Origin of the sequence: Streptomyces sp. x-80, assembly GCF_046549095.1 — a bacterium.
Lineage (GTDB): Bacteria > Actinomycetota > Actinomycetes > Streptomycetales > Streptomycetaceae > Streptomyces > Streptomyces celluloflavus.
Map to the genome: position 1 here is coordinate 447,343 of NZ_JAJPWM010000001.1, position 17,851 is coordinate 465,193.

18 protein-coding genes are annotated in these 17,851 nt (G+C 72.7%); 8 read left to right on the plus strand and 10 right to left on the minus strand.

The window, feature by feature from the left end; all coding sequences use genetic code 11:
* The first annotated feature begins 6 nt into the window (after nucleotides 1–6).
* Nucleotides 7–1,512: a PLP-dependent aminotransferase family protein gene (locus ACLJWH_RS01720; RefSeq protein WP_411139717.1), complete on the plus strand. Its 1,506-nt coding sequence runs from the start codon at nucleotides 7–9 to the stop codon at nucleotides 1,510–1,512.
* A gap of 30 nt (nucleotides 1,513–1,542) precedes the next feature.
* Here the strand turns inward: ACLJWH_RS01720 and ACLJWH_RS01725 are convergent, their stop codons facing one another.
* Both ACLJWH_RS01725 and ACLJWH_RS01730 read right to left on the minus strand, forming a co-directional pair.
* Nucleotides 1,543–3,246 (minus strand): ABC transporter ATP-binding protein, encoded by a 1,704-nt coding sequence (locus ACLJWH_RS01725; RefSeq protein WP_411139718.1) that lies wholly within the window; start codon nucleotides 3,244–3,246, stop codon nucleotides 1,543–1,545.
* A 131-nt stretch (nucleotides 3,247–3,377) separates the two neighbouring features.
* Nucleotides 3,378–3,572 carry a hypothetical protein gene (locus tag ACLJWH_RS01730; protein ID WP_052860069.1) on the minus strand — a complete coding sequence of 65 codons (195 nt, stop codon included), beginning with the start codon at nucleotides 3,570–3,572 and terminating at the stop codon, nucleotides 3,378–3,380.
* Between the two features lie 194 nt (nucleotides 3,573–3,766).
* Between ACLJWH_RS01730 and ACLJWH_RS01735 the strand changes: the two genes are divergently transcribed.
* Complete coding sequence (locus ACLJWH_RS01735) at nucleotides 3,767–4,186, plus strand: YchJ family protein (protein ID WP_411139719.1); 420 nt, start codon at nucleotides 3,767–3,769, stop codon at nucleotides 4,184–4,186.
* Nucleotides 4,187–4,211: 25 nt separating this feature from the next.
* On the opposite strand, the gene ACLJWH_RS01740 is transcribed toward ACLJWH_RS01735, so the two are convergent.
* Complete coding sequence (locus ACLJWH_RS01740) at nucleotides 4,212–4,586, minus strand: RNA-binding S4 domain-containing protein (RefSeq protein ID WP_411139720.1); 375 nt, start codon at nucleotides 4,584–4,586, stop codon at nucleotides 4,212–4,214.
* A 165-nt stretch (nucleotides 4,587–4,751) separates the two neighbouring features.
* Nucleotides 4,752–5,969: a Ku protein gene (locus tag ACLJWH_RS01745; RefSeq protein WP_411139721.1), complete on the minus strand. Its 1,218-nt coding sequence runs from the start codon at nucleotides 5,967–5,969 to the stop codon at nucleotides 4,752–4,754.
* Nucleotides 5,970–5,999: 30 nt separating this feature from the next.
* Here ACLJWH_RS01745 and ligD point away from each other — a divergent pair, with 30 nt between their 5' ends.
* Complete coding sequence (gene ligD, locus ACLJWH_RS01750; protein WP_411139722.1) at nucleotides 6,000–6,896, plus strand: non-homologous end-joining DNA ligase; 897 nt, start codon at nucleotides 6,000–6,002, stop codon at nucleotides 6,894–6,896.
* Nucleotides 6,897–6,974: 78 nt separating this feature from the next.
* Nucleotides 6,975–7,766 carry a class I SAM-dependent methyltransferase gene (locus tag ACLJWH_RS01755; protein ID WP_411139723.1) on the plus strand — a complete coding sequence of 264 codons (792 nt, stop codon included), beginning with the start codon at nucleotides 6,975–6,977 and terminating at the stop codon, nucleotides 7,764–7,766.
* Nucleotides 7,767–7,830: 64 nt separating this feature from the next.
* Here ACLJWH_RS01755 and ACLJWH_RS01760 read toward each other — a convergent pair whose 3' ends face one another.
* Complete coding sequence (locus ACLJWH_RS01760) at nucleotides 7,831–8,160, minus strand: DUF6191 domain-containing protein (protein WP_411139724.1); 330 nt, start codon at nucleotides 8,158–8,160, stop codon at nucleotides 7,831–7,833.
* Between the two features lie 311 nt (nucleotides 8,161–8,471).
* Between ACLJWH_RS01760 and ACLJWH_RS01765 the strand changes: the two genes are divergently transcribed.
* The gene (locus tag ACLJWH_RS01765; protein ID WP_411139725.1) at nucleotides 8,472–9,677 is read left to right on the plus strand and encodes a D-alanyl-D-alanine carboxypeptidase family protein; all 1,206 of its coding nucleotides are present in this window, start codon (nucleotides 8,472–8,474) and stop codon (nucleotides 9,675–9,677) included.
* 363 nt (nucleotides 9,678–10,040) lie between these two features.
* The gene (locus ACLJWH_RS01770) at nucleotides 10,041–10,244 is read left to right on the plus strand and encodes a cold-shock protein (protein WP_052860028.1); all 204 of its coding nucleotides are present in this window, start codon (nucleotides 10,041–10,043) and stop codon (nucleotides 10,242–10,244) included.
* 106 nt (nucleotides 10,245–10,350) lie between these two features.
* Here ACLJWH_RS01770 and ACLJWH_RS01775 read toward each other — a convergent pair whose 3' ends face one another.
* Entirely contained in the window at nucleotides 10,351–10,950 is a 600-nt protein-coding gene (locus ACLJWH_RS01775; RefSeq protein WP_411139726.1) for a GNAT family N-acetyltransferase, read from the minus strand.
* A 307-nt stretch (nucleotides 10,951–11,257) separates the two neighbouring features.
* Between ACLJWH_RS01775 and ACLJWH_RS01780 the strand changes: the two genes are divergently transcribed.
* Nucleotides 11,258–11,503, plus strand: a complete 246-nt coding sequence (locus ACLJWH_RS01780; RefSeq protein ID WP_411139727.1) for a hypothetical protein — start codon at nucleotides 11,258–11,260, stop codon at nucleotides 11,501–11,503.
* A 153-nt stretch (nucleotides 11,504–11,656) separates the two neighbouring features.
* On the opposite strand, the gene ACLJWH_RS01785 is transcribed toward ACLJWH_RS01780, so the two are convergent.
* On the minus strand, nucleotides 11,657–11,851 hold the full coding sequence (locus ACLJWH_RS01785) for an antitoxin (protein ID WP_411139728.1): 195 nt from the start codon (nucleotides 11,849–11,851) through the stop codon (nucleotides 11,657–11,659).
* Between the two features lie 145 nt (nucleotides 11,852–11,996).
* On the minus strand, nucleotides 11,997–13,022 hold the full coding sequence (locus tag ACLJWH_RS01790; RefSeq protein WP_411139729.1) for an alpha/beta hydrolase: 1,026 nt from the start codon (nucleotides 13,020–13,022) through the stop codon (nucleotides 11,997–11,999).
* A gap of 217 nt (nucleotides 13,023–13,239) precedes the next feature.
* Here ACLJWH_RS01790 and ACLJWH_RS01795 point away from each other — a divergent pair, with 217 nt between their 5' ends.
* Nucleotides 13,240–13,518 carry a hypothetical protein gene (locus ACLJWH_RS01795; RefSeq protein WP_411139730.1) on the plus strand — a complete coding sequence of 93 codons (279 nt, stop codon included), beginning with the start codon at nucleotides 13,240–13,242 and terminating at the stop codon, nucleotides 13,516–13,518.
* Between the two features lie 145 nt (nucleotides 13,519–13,663).
* Here ACLJWH_RS01795 and ACLJWH_RS01800 read toward each other — a convergent pair whose 3' ends face one another.
* Together ACLJWH_RS01800 and ACLJWH_RS01805 are read right to left on the minus strand one after the other, a co-directional pair.
* Nucleotides 13,664–16,714, minus strand: a complete 3,051-nt coding sequence (locus ACLJWH_RS01800) for an alpha-mannosidase (protein WP_411139731.1) — start codon at nucleotides 16,712–16,714, stop codon at nucleotides 13,664–13,666.
* Nucleotides 16,715–16,777: 63 nt separating this feature from the next.
* A complete protein-coding gene (locus ACLJWH_RS01805; RefSeq protein WP_411139732.1) occupies nucleotides 16,778–16,945 on the minus strand; it encodes a hypothetical protein in 168 nt (55 codons plus the stop codon).
* Nucleotides 16,946–17,851 lie beyond the last annotated feature (906 nt).

A 17,851-nucleotide genomic window follows, 5' to 3' on the forward strand; every position in this document is an offset into this window, starting at 1 on the left:
ATCGTTATGGCCCAGTGGACTTCAGCGGTGGGTGCGACCCAACTGGCCCGGCTGCTCCGCTCACAGGATCCCCGGGACGCCGAACCCCCGGGCGGCGGCCGCCGGCTGCCCGCCTACCGCAGTCTCGCCGACGGGGTACGCCGCCTCGTCCTGGAAGGCCGGGTACCGGTCGCCGCCCGGCTGCCCGCCGAACGCGAACTGGCCGCCGCCCACGCGGTCAGCCGCACCACCGTCGCCGCCGCCTACGAAGCGCTGCGCGCCGAAGGTTTCCTGGAATCCCGGCGCGGTTCCGGCAGCTGGACCGCGGTCCCGGCCGGCAACCCGCTGCCCACCCGTGGCCTGGAACCGCTGCCGCCGGAGGCCGCGGGCTCCATGATCGACCTCGGCTGCGCCGCCCTCCCGGCCCCCGAACCCTGGCTGACCCGCGCCGTCCAGGGCGCCATGGCCGACCTCCCGCTCTACGCCCACACCCACGGCGACTACCCGGCCGGCCTGCCCGTCCTGCGCCAGGCCCTCGCCGACCGCTACACCGCCCGCGGTATACCCACCATGCCCGAACAGATCATGGTGACCACGGGGGCGATGGGTGCCGTGGCCGCGATCTGCCGCCTGTGCACGAGCCCCGGCGAGCGGGTGGCCGTCGACTCCCCGTCCTACGCCAACATCCTCCAGCTGATGCGGGACGCCGGTGCCCGGCTCGTCCCGGTCGCCCTCGCCGAGCGGCTGACCGGCTGGGACATCCCCGCCTGGCGCCAGGTCATGCGCGACGCGGCACCCCGTATGGCGTACGTCGTCGCCGACTTCCACAACCCCACCGGCACCCTCGCCACCGAGGACCAGCGCCGCCGCCTGGTCGACGCCGCGCGGTCGGCCGGCACCCTGCTCGTCGTCGACGAGACCATGGCCGAGCTCCAACTGGACGAGGACCCCGAACCGCCCCGCCCGGTCTGCGCGTTCGACCCCGCGGGCAGCTCCGTGATCACCGTCGGCTCGGCCAGCAAGGCGTTCTGGGCCGGGATGCGGATCGGCTGGGTGCGCGCCGCACCCGACATCATCCGCAGTCTGGTCGCCGCCCGCGCCTACTCCGACCTCGGCTCACCGGTACTCGAACAGCTCGCCATCGCCTCGCTCCTGGGGACCGGCGGCTGGGAGCGGGCCATCGAGATCCGCCGCCGCGAGGCCCGCGAGAACCGCGACGCGATCGTCGGCGCCCTGCAACGGCGCCTGCCCGACTGGGAGTTCACCGTTCCGCACGGCGGGCTCACCCTCTGGGTCCGTACCGGCGGTCTCTCCGGCTCCCGTATCGCCGAGGCGGGGGAGCGGCTCGGGGTGCGCGTCCCCTCCGGTCCGCGGTTCGGCGTCGACGGCGCGTTCGAAGGCTTTGTGCGGCTGCCGTTCACGGTCGGCGGAGCGGTCGCCGACGAGGCCGTCGCCCGGCTGGCCGGCGCCGCGCGCCTGGTCGCGACCGGCACCCCGGTCGAGGCCGAGCTGCGGACGCCGTTCGTGGCCTGACGCGGGGCCGGCGGGTGCCGGTCGAGGCTCTCAGCCCTCCGCGCGGGCGGCTTCCGACCCGTTGACCGCGACGGATCCGGCGGGCCCTGCGCCCTTGACGGACGGTACGGCCGCGGTCGCGCGGCCCGGCCCGGCCGGGACCGCCGGATCACCGGCGGCGCCACCCCGCTCCGGGGCGGGCGCGCCCTTGGCGAAGGTCACCGGCCTGCCCGGCGCCGCCCCGTCGGCCGGAACCGGGTGCTCCGGCAGCAGCGCCAGGACGGCCTGCCGGTGCGCCTCGCCCGTCGCCTCGTCGAACGGGTCGGGGGTGGCGGGCACCTGGAGCCGCAGGACCTCACCGGTCCCCAGCCGTCCGTACCCGCACCCCGCCGGCATCTGCGCCGGCGGCGTGGTGTGCGGCACCGCCCCGAGCACCGCCCGTACCTCCTCCGGAGCGGCGCACCCGAGCACGACCCGCGCCCGGGTGTGCGCCCGTACGGGATCGCTCAGCAGCTCGGCACTCTGGAACTGATCGGCCACGACCACCGTCACACCGGCCGCCCTGCCGTACCGCAACGGCACCTGGAGCAGCCGCTGCGGATCGTCCCGGCCCTCCGCGGCCGCGAGCTGCGTCAGCGTCGTCGGGCGGTCCGCGAGGATCCACAGCGGCCGCCGGGTGTCGTCGGGCGCGGCCCGGCCGGCCTGCCGGGCGCGGTTCGCCGCGATCAGCCTGCGCTCGGTCTCGTGCGACGCCCATTCCAGCGTCGCCAGCACCCCCGAGAGCCCGCTCTCCACCCCCAGCACGCCACGGCGCCCGGCCAGCACGGCGAACTCGCCGGTGCCGCTGCCGTCGATGATCAGCACATCTCCGTGGCGCAGCGCCTGGAGGGCGATCGAACGCAGCAGCGTCGTGGTCCCGCTCCCCGGCTGTCCGAGCGCGAGCAGATGCGGCTCGGTGGACCGCCCGCCGGTACGCCAGACCACCGGCGGCACATCCCGTGTCCCCGCCCCGACGGCGACCGGCAGGGTCCACGGTACGGAGCCGGGATCGGTGAATCCCAGCACCGTCTCACCCGGCGCGGTCAGGAAAGGCTGCGCCGTGATATCGGTGGGCAGCGCCCCCAGAACGGTCAGCACCAGCTGACCGGCCTCCTCGTCCCAGGCGAAGTGGTACTCCCGGCCGCGGCCGGACCTGGTGTGCAGCACCTGCTCGACGCGGGCCCGGGACGGGGCCTCGCCGTCGGTGAAATACGCCGGGTACTTCAGCCGGAGGCGGACGAGGCGGCCGCTGTCGTCGAAGCGGTACTCGGTGAACGCCCGCTCCCAGTCGCCGTCATGGGCGTAGAGGGGGTGGGGGTCACCCTCGGCGGAGAAGTACGGCACCAACGCCTCGTAGAGCGCCTGCAACCGCTCCGACTCCGCCTCGCCGGGACCGGACCGTGCCGGCGCGCGGTCCCGCCCCGTCCAGGCCGCCGCCCCCGTCACCACGATGAGCGCGAGCAGCGGCCCGTACGGCACCAGCGCCACGGCCAGCACACACGCGGCGACGAGGAACAGCAGTGGGCTCCGGCGCTCCTTGGGCGTCGCGGACCAGCGCCCCCGGCCGACCACGGCCAGCCGGCGCAGTCCACGGCTGATGGTGATCAGCGGGTGGAACACGTCGGTGGCGCTGTCGGCGGCGGTGCGCGCGAATTCGCGGCTGCGGGCGATCGACGCGCTGTTGGTCAGGATGCGGGGCAGGGGGCGCCGGGCCACATCTGTCTCCTGTCGCTCGTGCTGTGGACGTGAGCGGCTCGGTGTGGGGTACGAGCCGGGGGCGTGCTGCACACGGAGCGGCCCGGACGGGACATGGCGCGGCCCGGTCGGGCGTGACTCGGGGCGCCGCGCTAAATCTTGAGACCTCCGAGCAGGCTCGCCAGGCTCGCGCCGCCCGCCTTGATGCTCGGCGCGATGGCCGAGCCCGCGAGATAGAAGCCGAACAGCGCGCAGACCAGGGCGTGGGACAGCTTGAGGCCGTCTTTGCGGAAGAACAGGAAGACGATGACACCGAGCAGGACGACGCCGGAGATGGACAGAATCATGAGGGTTCTCTCCTGGGTGGTGGGGACGGTCACCATGAGTCCTTCCAGCCTCACAGCAAGTATCAAGCCACCAAAAGCCGCGAATGGGTGATTTATCGTTGAAAACGCCCAAATGGCAGCGAGGAGAAGGTACCCGCACCGTGCCCCTGCCGGGCGGGGCGCCGGCCCTCCCGCCGACCCGGCACAATCGTGGGGTGTCGAAGAACAAACCGCGCCGACCGGCCGTCACCCCCACCTCGCCCTGCCCCTGCGGACGCGGCGAGCCCTACCGCGACTGCTGCGGAGGCTGCCACCAGGGGCGGGCCGCCGCCCCGACCGCGGAGCGGCTGATGCGCTCGCGCTACAGCGCCTTCGTCGTCGCCGACACCGGATATCTGCTGCGCACCTGGCACCCGACGACCCGGCCCGGCGGGCTGGACCTCGAACCCGCACAGCGGTGGACCGGACTGGAGATCCTCGGCACCACGGGCGGCAGCGCCTTCCACACCGAGGGCACCGTCGCATTCCGTGCCCACTACACGCTGCACGGCGAGGCCGACAGCCAGTACGAGCACAGCCGTTTCGTCCGCGAGAACGGCCTGTGGGTCTACCTGGACGCGCTGCCGCCCGGGTAGCCGCCGAGAACCGGGACGGGACCGGTCAGCGGCCGCGCAGCTGCTCGATCTCCCGGCGGTCGCGCTTGGTGGGACGGCCGGCCCCGCGGTCGCGGTGCGCGATGACCGGGGCCTCTTCGCGCGGCGGGGGCGGCGGGCTGTTGTCGACGAAGCACTCGGCGGCGACGGCCGCGCCCACCCGCTTGCGCACCAGCCGCGAGACGACCACGATCCGCTCCCGGCCGGCCTGCCGCAGCCGCACCTCGTCGCCGGTGCGCACCGTATAGGCCGCCTTCACCCGCTCCCCGTTGACGCGTACGTGCCCTGCCCGGCAGGCCGCGGCGGCCAGCGAGCGCGTCTTGGTGAGCCGCACGGACCAGATCCAGCTGTCGATGCGGGTGTTCCCCTCGTCTGAAGCCATGCCACGACTCTAGATCCAGGCAGGGGGTGAGCGGCGGGCGGGACTTCGGGCGGGTCCGCCCAGGCTTCCGGTACGCCGCCGGTACCGCGCCGACGGCGGGCCGGGACGGCCGGGTGGGGTGGCCGGGCGGGGCGGGGCCGACCGGATCCGCCGGACCGGCCGGTCCTATGCCGACGCCCGCTTCTTCGCAGGCTTCGCGGGGGACTTCTTCGCGGTCTTCGTGGTCTTCGCTGTTGTCGCGGTCTGCGCGGTGGTCTTCGCGGTGTCCCTCGCGGTGCTCTTCCCGGCTGATTTCCCCGCTGCACTCTCGGTGGTCTTCTTCGTCGCGGACGTCCGGGAGGTGCCGGGGGAGGCGGCGGTGGACTTCTTCGCGGTCTTCGTGGCGGTGCCGGTGGCTTTCCCGGACGGTTCGGATGCCCCGGAGGGTCCGGACTCCGCCGGCGCTTTCCGTGCGGTGGTCTTCCGCGTGCCGCTCCTCTCGGCGGCGGCCGGTGCCGCGCTCCGCTTCGCCGTCTTCGTCGTTCTGGCGGTCTGCCGCCCCCGGATCGGAGTGACGGAAGCCGGCGGCGACTCCGCCCCGGACCCCGCCGCCCCGACGTGCTCCCCGCGCCCCTCCTTCGCCGCCCGCACGCTGTTCTCCAGGGCGGCCATCAGGTCGATGACCTTGGCCCCGGCGGCGGCCCCCGCCTCGGGGACGGTGGGTTCGCCGCCCGCCACCTTCGCGGCGACCAGCTGCTCGACGGCCTCGCGGTAGTCGTCGTGCAGCTCGGCGGGATCCAGTTCCCCGAGCGAATCCATCAGCACTTCGGCGAGGGTCAGCTCGTTGGGACGGATCTCCACGTCGCCGGGCACGACGCCCTCCGTCGGCCGGATCTGGTCCGGCCACAGCAGGGCGTGCATCACGATCGCCCCGTCGTGTGCCCGCAGCATGGCGAGGGTCTCCCGGCCGTGCATCGCCACCTTGCCGATCGCGACCTTCCCGTGGTGCTCCAGCGCCTCCCGCAGCAGCGTGTACGGCTTGGTCGCGGCGAGGCCGTCGGGCCCCAGGTAGTAGGACTTGTCCAGCTGGAGCGGATCGATCTCGCCGGGGTCGACGAACGACAGGATCGTCAGCGTGCGCGCCGTCGGCAGCGGCAGCCGGGACAGATCGTCGTCGGTGATCGGCACGATGGCGTCGTCCGACGCCGGATAGCCCTTGCCGATCTCCTCGTTCGGGACTTCCTCCCCGTCCAGCTCGCAGAACTTCCGGTAGCGGATCCGGCCGCCGTCCTTCTCGTGGATGCGGACGAAGGAGACCGAAGAGGTGCGGTCGGTGGCGCTGTAGGTCTTCACGGGGATGCTGACCAGGCCAAACGATATCGACCCATTCCATACGGAGCGCATAGTTCGTCCCTTGTGTGGGATTCTCATCGTATGTCGCCGATCACCGTCGTGGAGGGGCGGCGCCTCGCGCTGACCAACCTGGACAAGGTCCTGTATCCCGCGACCGGCACTACCAAGGGCGAGGTGCTGCACTACTGCACCACCACCGCGGCCCTGCTCCTCCCGCACCTCCACGACCGGCCGGTCTCCTTCCTGCGCTTCCCCGACGGACCGGACGGCCCCCGGTTCTTCACCAAGAACGTGCCGCCCGGCACGCCCGCCTGGGTGAAGACCTGTGAGGTACCCGGTACGAGCGCCAGATCCAGCCGGCAGGTCCTCCTCCAGGACCTCGCCTCGCTGGTCTGGGCCGCCAACCTGGTCGTCGAACTGCACACCCCCCAATGGACCAGGAACGCCCCCGGCGTTGCCGACCGCCTCGTCCTCGACCTGGACCCCGGCGCACCGGCCACCATCGTGGAATGCTGCGCCGCCGCCGGGTGGCTGCGCGACCGGATGGCGGCCGACGGCCTCGACGCCTACGCCAAGACCAGCGGCTCCAAGGGCCTGCACCTCATCGTGCCCATCGAGCCCGCGTCCGCCGAACGGACCACCGCGTACGCGAGATCGCTCGCCGTGGCGGCCGCGGCGGCCCTCCCCGACCTCGTCGTCCACAAGATGGCCAAGGCGCTGCGCCCCGGCAAGGTCTTCCTCGACTTCTCCCAGAATTCCGCCGCCAAGACCACCGCGGCCGCCTACACCCTGCGCGCCCGTGCCACCCCCACCGTCTCCACCCCCGTCACCTGGGACGAGATCGCCGCCTGCACCGAACCGGCACAACTCTCCTTCCTCTTCAGCGATATCGCCGCCCGCCGGGAACGCCACGGCGACCTGCTCGGCCCGCTCCTCGACCCCCACCGGGCCCGCCCGGTCCCGACGGCCCCCGGGTGACCGCCGGACGCCGGTCTGCTCCCCTCGGCGGCAGACAGGGGCCGCGGCGTCGCCGCCGGATCCCGCTACCGTGGCGGGATGTCTTGGCGCACCCCGCAACCGGACCCGTACTGGAACCACAATGTGCACTACCACCGGCTGGTGCTCGACGCCGTGCCGGACGGCTGTGGGCGGGCCCTGGACATCGGCTGCGGCGACGGCCTGCTGGTACGCAAACTGGCCGGGCGGGCCCGTGAGGTGACGGGGGTGGACCGTTCCGCCGACATGATCCGTGTGGCGCGCGAGCATGGCGGACGGAGCCCGAACGCCGCGTTCCTCCGGGCGGACTTCATGACGCCGGGCCCACCTCCGGCCGGCCCCGGCACGGGCGGAGGCACCGGCCACGACACCGGCGATGCAGCCGACACCGAAACCGATCCCGAACCCGGTATCGACACCGGCTACGACTTCATCAGCGCCGTGGCCGTCATGCATCACCTGGACTTCGCGGCCGCGCTGGACCGGATGACCGGCCTGCTCGCGCCCGGCGGCCGACTGGTCCTCATCGGTCTGGCGATCAACCGGACACCCCTGGACTGGCTGATCAGCGCCGCCGGCGTACCCGCCGCCCGCTTCCTCGCCCGGCGACATGGCGGCAAGACCGATCCGCCAGGGATGCCCGTCCAGGACCCCGGTATGTCCTGGCACGAGGTCCGCCGTGCGGCCCAGGAACGGCTGCCGGGCTGCCGCTTCCGCCGCCATCTGCTGTGGCGCTACTCGGTCGGGTGGGAGAAACCGCGGGAAAGTCCCGTCAAAAGCGCCACCGAGCACCGTGCCGGGAACCGCTCCAGAAACCGCATCGAATGCCGGATCACCGGGACGGAGCAGTAGTCCGTCCGACGGTTCGCCGGGACCGGCCCGGCTGGTGTCCTGTGACGCCGAAGTCCGAGTGATGTCAGCGCCGGGGGTCTCGGCGGCGCCTGATCACCGCCCGTCCCGCCGTCAGGTCCACGGTGGCGCGCGGTGGCGCACCGGCCTCGCTGTCATGACGTATCAACTGGTCCGTTCGGCGCTGCTCGATCTCCACCCGCTTGTTCGGGTTCAGGGCGGCGACCAGCTCGGCGACAGCCGCTCCGGCGCCGCTTCCGCCGCCGCCCGTCGTCGTGCGGACCACGAGTCGCCGCAGCCACACCGGACGACCGTTGCGCAGCACGAGACGCCGTGCGCCGGACAGCAGTAGCGGCACGACGATCACGGCTGCCATGAGCAGGGAGACGATCAGCATCGGAACCATGCCAGGCCAACGTCTGTCCCTGCCTCAACCGTTCCCGGCGCCGGACCCGGTCGCCGGATTCCCGCCCGGCCGAAACGCGGGCACTGCTGCGACCAGCGATTTCGCCGCCAGACTTCGATGGCACACGCTCACCATTCGATGACACAGGACAGCCAGGGAACTGCCGGCCGCCGCCGGGGGCGGTGGGAGACCGGATGGAGTAGGCCAACCGGCGGGTGGCCGGGGGCGTTTTTAGCGTGGTCCCCATGTCGAGAGCGCGTTGGTCCACCGTCAGAGCCCGTACCGCGGCGGCCGTTTGTGCCGTGAGCCTGTTGGCCGTGTGCGGTCCGGCGATCGCCGGAGGCCCGCACGGCGCCGACGACGTTGCCGAGGTCCGGCCCACCGCTGTCCATGGCCTGCCCGATGAACCCGGGGTGCAGTTCCGCCCCAGGCCGGATGTGTCCCGGCCGCCCGAGGTCTCGGCGCTGTCGTGGGTGGTGGCGGACGCGGGGAGCGGAGCGATCCTCGCGGCCAAGGACGCGCACCGTCAGCTGCCCCCGGCCAGCACCCTCAAGACGCTCTTCGCCGTGACGGTGCTGCCGAAGTTCTCACCGGAGACCGTCCACACCGTCTCCGAGGCGGAACTGGCCGGTATCGAAGCGGGCAGCGCGCTCGTCGGCATCAAGGAGGACACGGACTACAGCGTCGCCGACCTGTGGCGCGGGGTCTTCCTCAACTCGGGCAGCGACGCGGTACGCGCCCTCGCCTCGATGAACGGCGGCTGGGCGGAGACCGTCGCGGACATGCAGGCGACGGCGGAACGCCTCGGCGCCCACGACACGCAGGTGGAGTCCGCGGACGGGTTCGACATCGAAGGGCAGTACTCCTCCGCCTACGACCTGTCCCTCTTCGCCAGGGCCGGCCTGGCCGACCGCGAGTTCCTGGGCTTCGCCTCGACGAAGACGGCGCAGTTCCCCGAGGACGGCGGGCCCCTGGCCTTCGGCATCCAGAACACCAACCGGCTGCTGGTCGGCTCGCACGGCGTGGAACCGTACCCCGGACTGATCGGGGTGAAGAACGGCTACACGAGCGCGGCCGGCAACACCTTGATCGCCGCGGCCCGGCGCGACGGCCGGACGCTCCTGGTCACCGTGATGAACCCGCGGTCCGGCGCCGACAACGCCGTGTACGAGGAGGCGCGCGCCCTGCTGGACTGGGGGTTCTACGCGGCTCCCCGGGCCGATCCCGTCGGCACCCTGGCCGCCGACGTGCCCGCCGGGGCACCCGGCAAGCCGTATGCCGGGGCGCGGCGCACCGGCCGTCGGCAACCTGCCGCCACACCCCGGAAGACCGCCGCGCCACGAGGGACCGCCGCACTCCGGACGACCGCCGAGGCCCAGGACAGCGGCTCGAACGCGCCGTACGCGCCGTACGTCTGGGGCTTCGCCGCCGTCGCCCTCGTGGGACTCGGCGCGGGCCGGTGGCGGCGCCGTAGGAAGCGGGGGGCCGCGGGCGGGGAGTCCGGGTGAGTCCGGACCGCGACCGGCCAGGACCGCGAGGGTCCCAGCCCTGACCGGTCCGTACATGCAGACCCTTGAGCATGGCGGGACCGGGGCGATCGGCCGCCGTGTGTTCATCCGATCGGTGGTGGTCCCGGAGGACGGGGAACCGCCTTGACCAGGTGAAGCGTGGCGCGACTGTCTCGGTTGTGATGACTGCCGGGCGTTGCGCGGTGTAGCGTCCTGATCAGCTGTCGTGGTTCCGAAGTGCCGGTCGCCCGTGTCGCGTTCACGGGCGTTCTTGCTGTGCAGCGCCTCTCCGGACCAGGGCGATCACCTCTGGTTCCCGCGGTACGCGGGGGCCGATTCAAGCCTTGAACGAAGGAGACAGGTATGGCCAGCGGCACGGTGAAGTGGTTCAACTCGGATAAGGGCTTCGGTTTCATCGCGCAGGACGACGGCGGCTCCGACGTCTTCGCGCACTACTCGAACATCGACGCTCAGGGCTACCGCGAGCTTCAGGAAGGCCAGAAGGTGACCTTCGAGGTCACGCAGGGCCAGAAGGGCCCCCAGGCGGAGAAGATCCGCCCGGCGTAAGCGCCGCCCACGACGGTGCCCGCTCCCGCCCCGGGGGCGGGCACCGTCGTGTCCGGCCGCTGCCGCCCCACGGGGCCGCGGGCCCGCTCCGTTCCACGGGCACGGCTCACGGGTGGCGGTCGTTGAGGATCTTCTGGAAGAGGCGGTGGTCGCGCCAGGCGCCGTCGATGTGGAGAAAGTGGGGAGCGGTGCCGAACGCCTCGAAGCCGCATTTGACCAGTACGCGCTGCGAGGCGGTGTTGTCGAGGAGGGTGCCGGCCTCGATGCGGTGCAGGCCCAGCGTGGTGTCGGCCACGGCACAGACCTCGGTCACCGCGGCGCAGGCGAGTCCGCGCCCCACCTGGTCCGCATCGATCCAGTAGCCGATGTTCGCGCTGCGGAAGGGGCCGAGCGTGATGCCGTTGAGCGTGACCGTCCCCACGATGTCGTCGCCGTCGCCGCCACCTTGCTGTGCGTCGCCGTCGTCGTGGCCCTCGTCACGGACCAGGACCCACGGCATCAGCCGCCCGGCCCGCTGCTCGGCCAGTTGGTTGCGGACACGTTCGGACTGCCCGTCAGGGGTGAAGAAGGCGTCGCCCCGGTGCGGCTCCCAGGGGCGGAGATGGGCCCGGTTGCGCCGGTAGGCCCGGGAGAGCCCCACGGCGTCCGCCGGTGTGACGGGGCGCAGCAGGACATCGGCGGTGAGCTGGGCGGACATGGTGATCATCCGGCCAGCCTAGAGGCGGCAGACAGCCGGACAAGCTCCGGTAGCGGCCCCCCCCGGTGGGTGGTCGCCGGCCACGGAACGGTGGACCGGGTCGCCGGAAGGACGCGGAGGGCGCTCCACGCCGCCCGTCCCGGATATCGCTACCGCCCCCTGCACGCACATGCGATCATCCGTTCCCATGGGGATCTTCTCGCGACGCCCGGCAGCGCGGGGCGCGGCCGGCACCGATGGGCCGGCCGGGCCTTTCCGATTCACGGTCGAGCGGGTTTTCGCGGTGCCCGCGCGCGGTGTGGTGTGCACCGGAACGGTGACCTCGGGGACCGTACGGGTGGGGCAGTCGGCGCAGCTCAGGCTGGCGGACGGGCCGCGGACGGTGACCGTCGAGGCGATCGACGTCCGGCGGCGGAAGCGGACCGGCGCCGCCGCGGGGGAGGAGGCCGGCCTCTACCTCACGGGTTTCCCGGCCGCGGAGATCCCCCGGGTGCCCGGCCACGGCGGCGCGGTGCAGGACGACTCCGCACTCCGGGGCACGGAGATCGTCGCAGAGCCGTAGGGGGCAGGGGAGCGCATCGTGTAGCGACGGGTACGGAGCGCCTCCCGTAGCGGTACGGAGAGCGGAGCGGAGCCGCAGCGCCCCGCGGCGGCTCCGGCCCGGCCGGCGAACGGAGCGGAACCGTGGCGCGGCGGTGCGGCCGCCCGGTGCAGGTCAGGGCTGCGGCGGCTGGTCCTGGTCGCCCTGTCCGCCGAACTCGTCCTTGAGCTTCTCCTGGGCCTTGTCGACCTGCTCGCTGTGCTTGCCTTCGGTCTTCTCGTCCACGAAATCGCCGGCCTTGTCGACGCCCTTGTTCGCCTGGCCTTCATGGCCCTTCAGCAGATTCTTCAGCTTGTCCAATACGGACATGGGTCATCCTCCTCGCCACGACCCCCATGACTCCAGGATCACTCCCGGCCACGGGATCTGCATCCGCGCGCCGGAGAGCTCCGCCGCCGGCCGGCCGGGAAACGCGTCGGCGGGCGCGACTACCGGCCGGTCCGTACGCGGCGGCTCAGGACGAGCTCGGGATCGGTGCCTTCAGATGATCGCTGATGAATTTGATCGAGCCGGCTTCCATGCCCTTCTGGTAGTCCCAGGCGTTGTGCCGGCCGCCGGGGACGACCTGCAATGCGGTGTGAATCGGACCCTTGCCGTAGGTCTGCTGGAACTTCTTTATCTGGCGGGTGACGGAGGCCGGCTCCTTCGTGCCGGCCTGGAAGGCGAGATAGACGTCCGGGCCGCCCTTTTTCAGTAGCTGCCCGGCCAGCTTTTCCGGGTTGTTGGCGTCCTTCTCCCGCTGGTGCCCCGCCCACAGCGGCGAGTCCGGGACGATGTCCGGGCCGCTGGCCAGCGCCGCCTTGAACCGATCGGGGTACTTCAGCACCGCCTTCAGGCTCGCGAAACCGCCCGAGGACGACCCCATGAAGGCCCAGCCGTCGCGGGACTTGAAGGTCCGGAAATTGGCCTTCGCGAGGTTGACGACGTCCTCCGTCAGCCAGGTCCCCATTTTCTGCCGGCCGGGTATGTCACTGCCGTCGTGATACGTGGTGTCCGGATTGAGCATGGGCATCACCACGATGAACGGCAGGCTCTTTCCCTCCTCGGTCCACTTGGTGAGGTTCTCCTGAAGCTTGATATCGCCGCCGACCCAGTAATTGGTGACGCCGCCCTTTTCCTGCGGGCTGCCCAGTCCGCCCGGCAGAGCTATCAGCACCGGAAACCCACTCTTGGCGTACTTCGGGTCGTTGTATTCCTTCGGGGCCCAGACCCACACGCTTCCGGTGACCCCGGACTTCGCGCCCTGGAGCGTGGCCCGGCCGATATGGGTGCCGTCGTCCAGCGTCCGGGTGATGCGGAAGTCGCTCTTGGGGCCGGTCGGCATCAGAGTGTCGTCGTCGACGGGCTTGGCCTGTGTGCTGCCCTCGCCCTTGCCCCCGGCGTTGAAGTCGACCGGGTCCCCGGTGTCGGAACAGCCGGTGAGCAGTGCGCACGAAGCGGCGAGTGTGACCGCGAGCGCGGCGGCGAGAGAGGGTTTCAACGGTGGCTCCGCGGCTGAGGCGATCGGCTGGACGTGTTGATAAAGGCTGGACGTGTCGATAAAGAGGGAAAAGGGTCGGCGATGGTTCCGCCGCCGGGCCGGTACCTTCCGGCAGCGGCCACCCGTACGGACCGGGCCGCGCACCGGCGGGGCCGGGCGGGTGCCCGTCCGCCCGGCTCGACGGGCACGGTGCCACGGCCCGGCTGAGAATGCAGCGGTGAGCGATGAACACCACAGTGCCGACGACACCGCACCGCGACCCCTGCCGTGCGACGAGGAACGCCGGCTCGCCAGGAAGGCGCTGGCCGGGCGCGCGCGGGACGCGGACGATCTCTCTCTGCTGATGGACATGCTGGGCCTGGACCCGGACCGCGACATGCGCCACGAGGCGGTACCCGGCCGGCCGCGCGGGCGCGCCCCGGGCCGTACCCGGCGGTCCGGGACACGCCGCGGCGCCTGCCGTGACGCGCGCTCGCGCCCGGCGGACCCCGGGTGAGCGGGGAGGGATCCCGAGGACCACGACGGATCCGGGTGACCCGGCGGACCCGGGTGCGGTACGCCCGCGCCCCGCGCCCTGGCATGCACCACGCCGCGCCAGGCGATCCTGCCCTGACGCGGCGTGGTGCGGTGCTGTGCGGTGACTAGCCGGCCGTCGGACCCTGCGCCCTGGTCAGCCGGAGGGTGACGATCTGGAACGGGCGCAGCGCCATCCGGACGGTGTTCCCGTCCCGCTCGATCGCCGGACCGTCGTCCGTCGGGCGCTCCAGCAGATCGGTGGTGACGGCGCCGGCCAGGTCGAAGCCGGCGGTGACGGCGGCCTTGGCCCGCCCGCCGTGCGCCTCGTGCAGGCGGACGATCACCTCGCCGCTGGCGTCGTCGGCGAGCTTGACCGCGGTGACGACCGCGGCGTCGTTGTCGACCGTGACGAGGGGAGCCGCCGCGCCGGCGCCGGTGATCCGGCGCTCGGGGAGGTTGATGCGGTGGCCTTCGCGCACGGCGTCACCGATCGTGGCACCGGGCACCAGGGCGTAGCGGAACTGGTGCAGCCCCTGGTCGGTCTCCGGGTCGGGGAAGCGCGGGGCGCGCAGCAGGGAGAGCCGCACGGTCGTCGTGGTGCCCTGGTCGCTGTCGTCCCGCACGGTGCGGGTGACGTCATGGCCGTACGTCGAGTCGTTGACCAGGGCGACGCCCCAGCCCGGCTCCTCAAGGTGGACGAAGCGGTGCGCGCACGCCTCGAACTTGGCCGCCTCCCAGCTGGTGTTGGTGTGCGTGGGCCGGTACAGGTGACCGAACTGCGTCTCCGCGGCGTAGCGCTCGGCGTGGACGTCCAGCGGGAACGCGGCCTTGAGGAACTTCTCGGTCTCGTGCCAGTCGACCTCGGTGTCGATGTCCACACGGAGCTGCCCGCGCGCCAGCGTCAGCTTCTGCACCACGCGCGAATCCCCGAAGGAACGGGTGACGCGGACCGTCGCGGCATCCTGCGACACCGTGTCGAGCGCCACCTCGTCCGCCTCCGTGAGGTCCGTGACGACGTTGCGGTAGAAGGAGTCCACGTCCCAGGCGTCCCACATGTTCGGGAAGTCCGGGTGGATCTGCAACAGGTTCGCCGCCCCGCCCGGCGCGACGGTCTCGCGCTCGGCCGCCACGTCGTACGCGGAGACGATCAGCCCGCGCTCGTCGACCTCGACGCGCAGCAGACCGTTGCCGAGGACGAATCCGCCGCCGGCCCGCTCCTCGGCACGCACCTCGGCGCCCTCGGCCTCCGCGGCCGCCAGAGCCCCGGCCGCGACCCCGCCACGGGTGTGCGGCGCCGAGTTCACCACCAGCTCGGCATCCCCGTTGCCGGCCAGCGCGGCCAGCGCCCCCGAGATGATCCCTTCGAGCTCGGCGGCGACGGCCGCGTACGTCTTCTCCGCCTCGCGGTGCACCCAGGCGATGGACGAACCGGGCAGGATGTCATGGAACTGGTGCAGCAGCACCGTCTTCCAGATGCGGTCCAACTCGGCGTACGGGTAGGGGTGTCCGGCCGCGACCGCCGCCGTCGCCGCCCAGAGCTCGGCCTCGTGCAGCAGCTGCTCGCTGCGGCGGTTGCCGCGCTTGGTCTTCGCCTGGCTGGTGAGCGTCGCGCGGTGCAGCTCCAGGTACAGCTCGCCCACCCACACCGGGGCCTGCGGGTACTCCGCCTCCGCCTTCGCGAAGAAGTCGGCGGGCTTCTCCCACTCCACCACCGGCGAACCGTCCAGATCGCGCAGCCTGCGCGCCTTGGCGATCATCTCGCGGGTCGTGCCGCCACCGCCGTCGCCCCAGCCGGTCGGCGCCAGCGAGTGCTTCGCCACGCCCTTGTCCTTGAAGTTCCGCGCGGCATGGGCGATCTCGCTGCCCGCCATCTGGCAGTTGTAGCTGTCCACCGGCGGGAAGTGGGTGAAGATCCGGGTGCCGTCGATGCCCTCCCAGCGGAAGGTGTGGTGCGGGAAGGAGTTGACCTGGCTCCAGGAGATCTTCTGCGTCAGCAGCCACTTGGTGCCCGCGGACTTGATGATCTGCGGCAGCCCCGCGGCGAAACCGAAGGTGTCCGGCAGCCACGCCTCGTCGTTCTCGACGCCGAACTCCTCCAGGAAGAAGCGCTTGCCGTGCACGAACTGCCGGGCCATCGCCTCCGAGCCGGGCATGTTGGTGTCCGACTCCACCCACATCCCGCCGGCCGGTACGAACCGGCCCTCCGCGACCGCCTTCTTGACCTTGGCGTAGACCTCCGGACGGTGCTCCTTGATCCAGGCGTACTGCTGCGCCTGCGACATGGTGAAGATGAAGTCCGGCTCGTCCTCCAGCAGCGCCGTCATGTTCGACGTCGTACGGGCGACCTTGCGGACCGTCTCGCGCAGCGGCCACAGCCACGCCGAGTCGATGTGCGCGTGCCCCACCGCGCTGATCCGGTGCGCGGACGCCGCCGCGGGCGTCGCCAGCACCTCACGCAGCTCCTCGCGCGCCGCCTCCGCCGAACCGTTGACGTCCTGGAGGTTGACCGCGTCCAGCGACCGGCCCACCGCGCGCAGCACCTCCCAGCGCCGCGGGCTGTCCACCGGGAGCTCCGCCATCAGCTCGCCGAGCACCTCCAGGTCCTGGATCAGCTCCCACACCGTGGTGTCGAACACCGCCAGGACCATCCGCGTCAGCCGGTACTGCGGCTCGTCGCCCGCCGTGTCCCGGTCGCCCAGCTGCGTGGGCAGGAACGGGTGGACATCGAGGATCACCGGGTTCGAGGCGGCCTCCAGGTGCCATTCGACCTCCTCGCCGCCCTGCACCGGTGCGCCCACCCGTACCCACTGGTTCCGCGGGTTGATGGCTTTCACCGGGCTGCCGTCGGGCGTGTAGACCAGCGCCTCGCACTGGAAGCCCGGCATCCGCTCGTCGAAGCCCAGGTCGAGCACCGCCTCGACGGTACGGCCGGCCCATTCCGCCGGAACCTGTCCCCGTACCTTGAACCAGGTCGTCGCCCACGGCGCGCCCCATTGGTCACCCACCGCCACCGGCGTGTGCGTGGCGGACAGGCCCTCGGCGATCGGGACCGGTTCGCCCGGTGCGACCCAGGCCGCGACCTCCAGGGGGACCGTGTCCGGATACAGGGCGGGGCGGATGCGCTCGTCCAGCACTCGCTTGAGGCGGGCTTCGACCAGTGCGCGATCGTCATGCATGGGGGGTGGCTCCATTGCGTCGGGGGAGGGTGGGGTGAGAAAGACAGGGGTGGCGGCGCCGGGCTACCACGGGTGCCGGACCGAGGACGGTTCCGATACGGCGAACAGTTCGTCCACGGCCCGGACCTCCGGCACGAGGGCCGGCTCGCCCTGTTCGCGGCTCAGGCCGGGGACGTGGAAGGCCGCACCGCGGGTGCCGCCGAGGAAGCGGCGGCCGCCGTCCGGGAGCACACGGTGCAGCTCGTAGCGGCGGACCGGACCGGCGGCGCGCCGCCAGGCCGGCCGCCACCGCGGTCGTGCCGTCCGCGGTGGCGGCGTCGGTGACGGTCAGCCCGCCGGGCGCGGCCGGCCGTCCGGCGGCCTCGCGGACCGCCGGCGAACCGAGCCGCCAGGCCACCGGGGCGCCGCCGCGGCCGGTCAGCCGCACGCCCAGGGCGTACAGGGTGCCGCTGCCCGGGGAACCGAGCCGCACGGTGGCGGTACGCCGGCCGTCGCCCGGTTCCACGGTCCCGGCGGGCAGACCGGTGTACGGGGCGGGTTCGCCCGGCGCCGACGGCTCGTGCAGGGCGACGGCCACCTCGACGGTGACCGGGCCCGAGGCCGCGTCGGCGCGGTGCGCGAACTCGACGACGGTCCCGGCGCCGACCGGCAGCCGGGTGGGGAAGGGCCCCACGGTGGCCGGGGCGTCGAGGACGCCGCGCACCAGCAGACGGCTGCCGCCGCGCCAGGCACCGGCGAAGTCCAGGGAGACCGTGCGCCGCCGGCCGGTGGTCCGGACCGGCCGGCGCCGCGGCGGCAGCCGGTCCTGGAGGCCGAGGTTCCACGGCGCGTCGGAGGTGGCCGCCCCGTCCTCGTACCGGCGCGGACCGTGACCGGTGTTGAAGGTGGTGGCGAACGGCAGCGCGGTGATCGTCGAACGGTCCGCGACCGCGGGCGCCCGCCGGCCGCCGCCGGTGCCGGCCGGCCGGGCCGGGTCGAGTCCCGCACCGGACCAGAAGCGGTCGTCCGCGGCGTGGAACCGGCCCGGGGGAAGGTGGGTGAGGGAGCCCTGCGACGGTTCGCCCGCGGTGTGGTCGAACGCGGCCAGGGCGCTGATCCGGGCCTGGCCCGACCGCGCCGTGGCGTGCGCCGCGACCG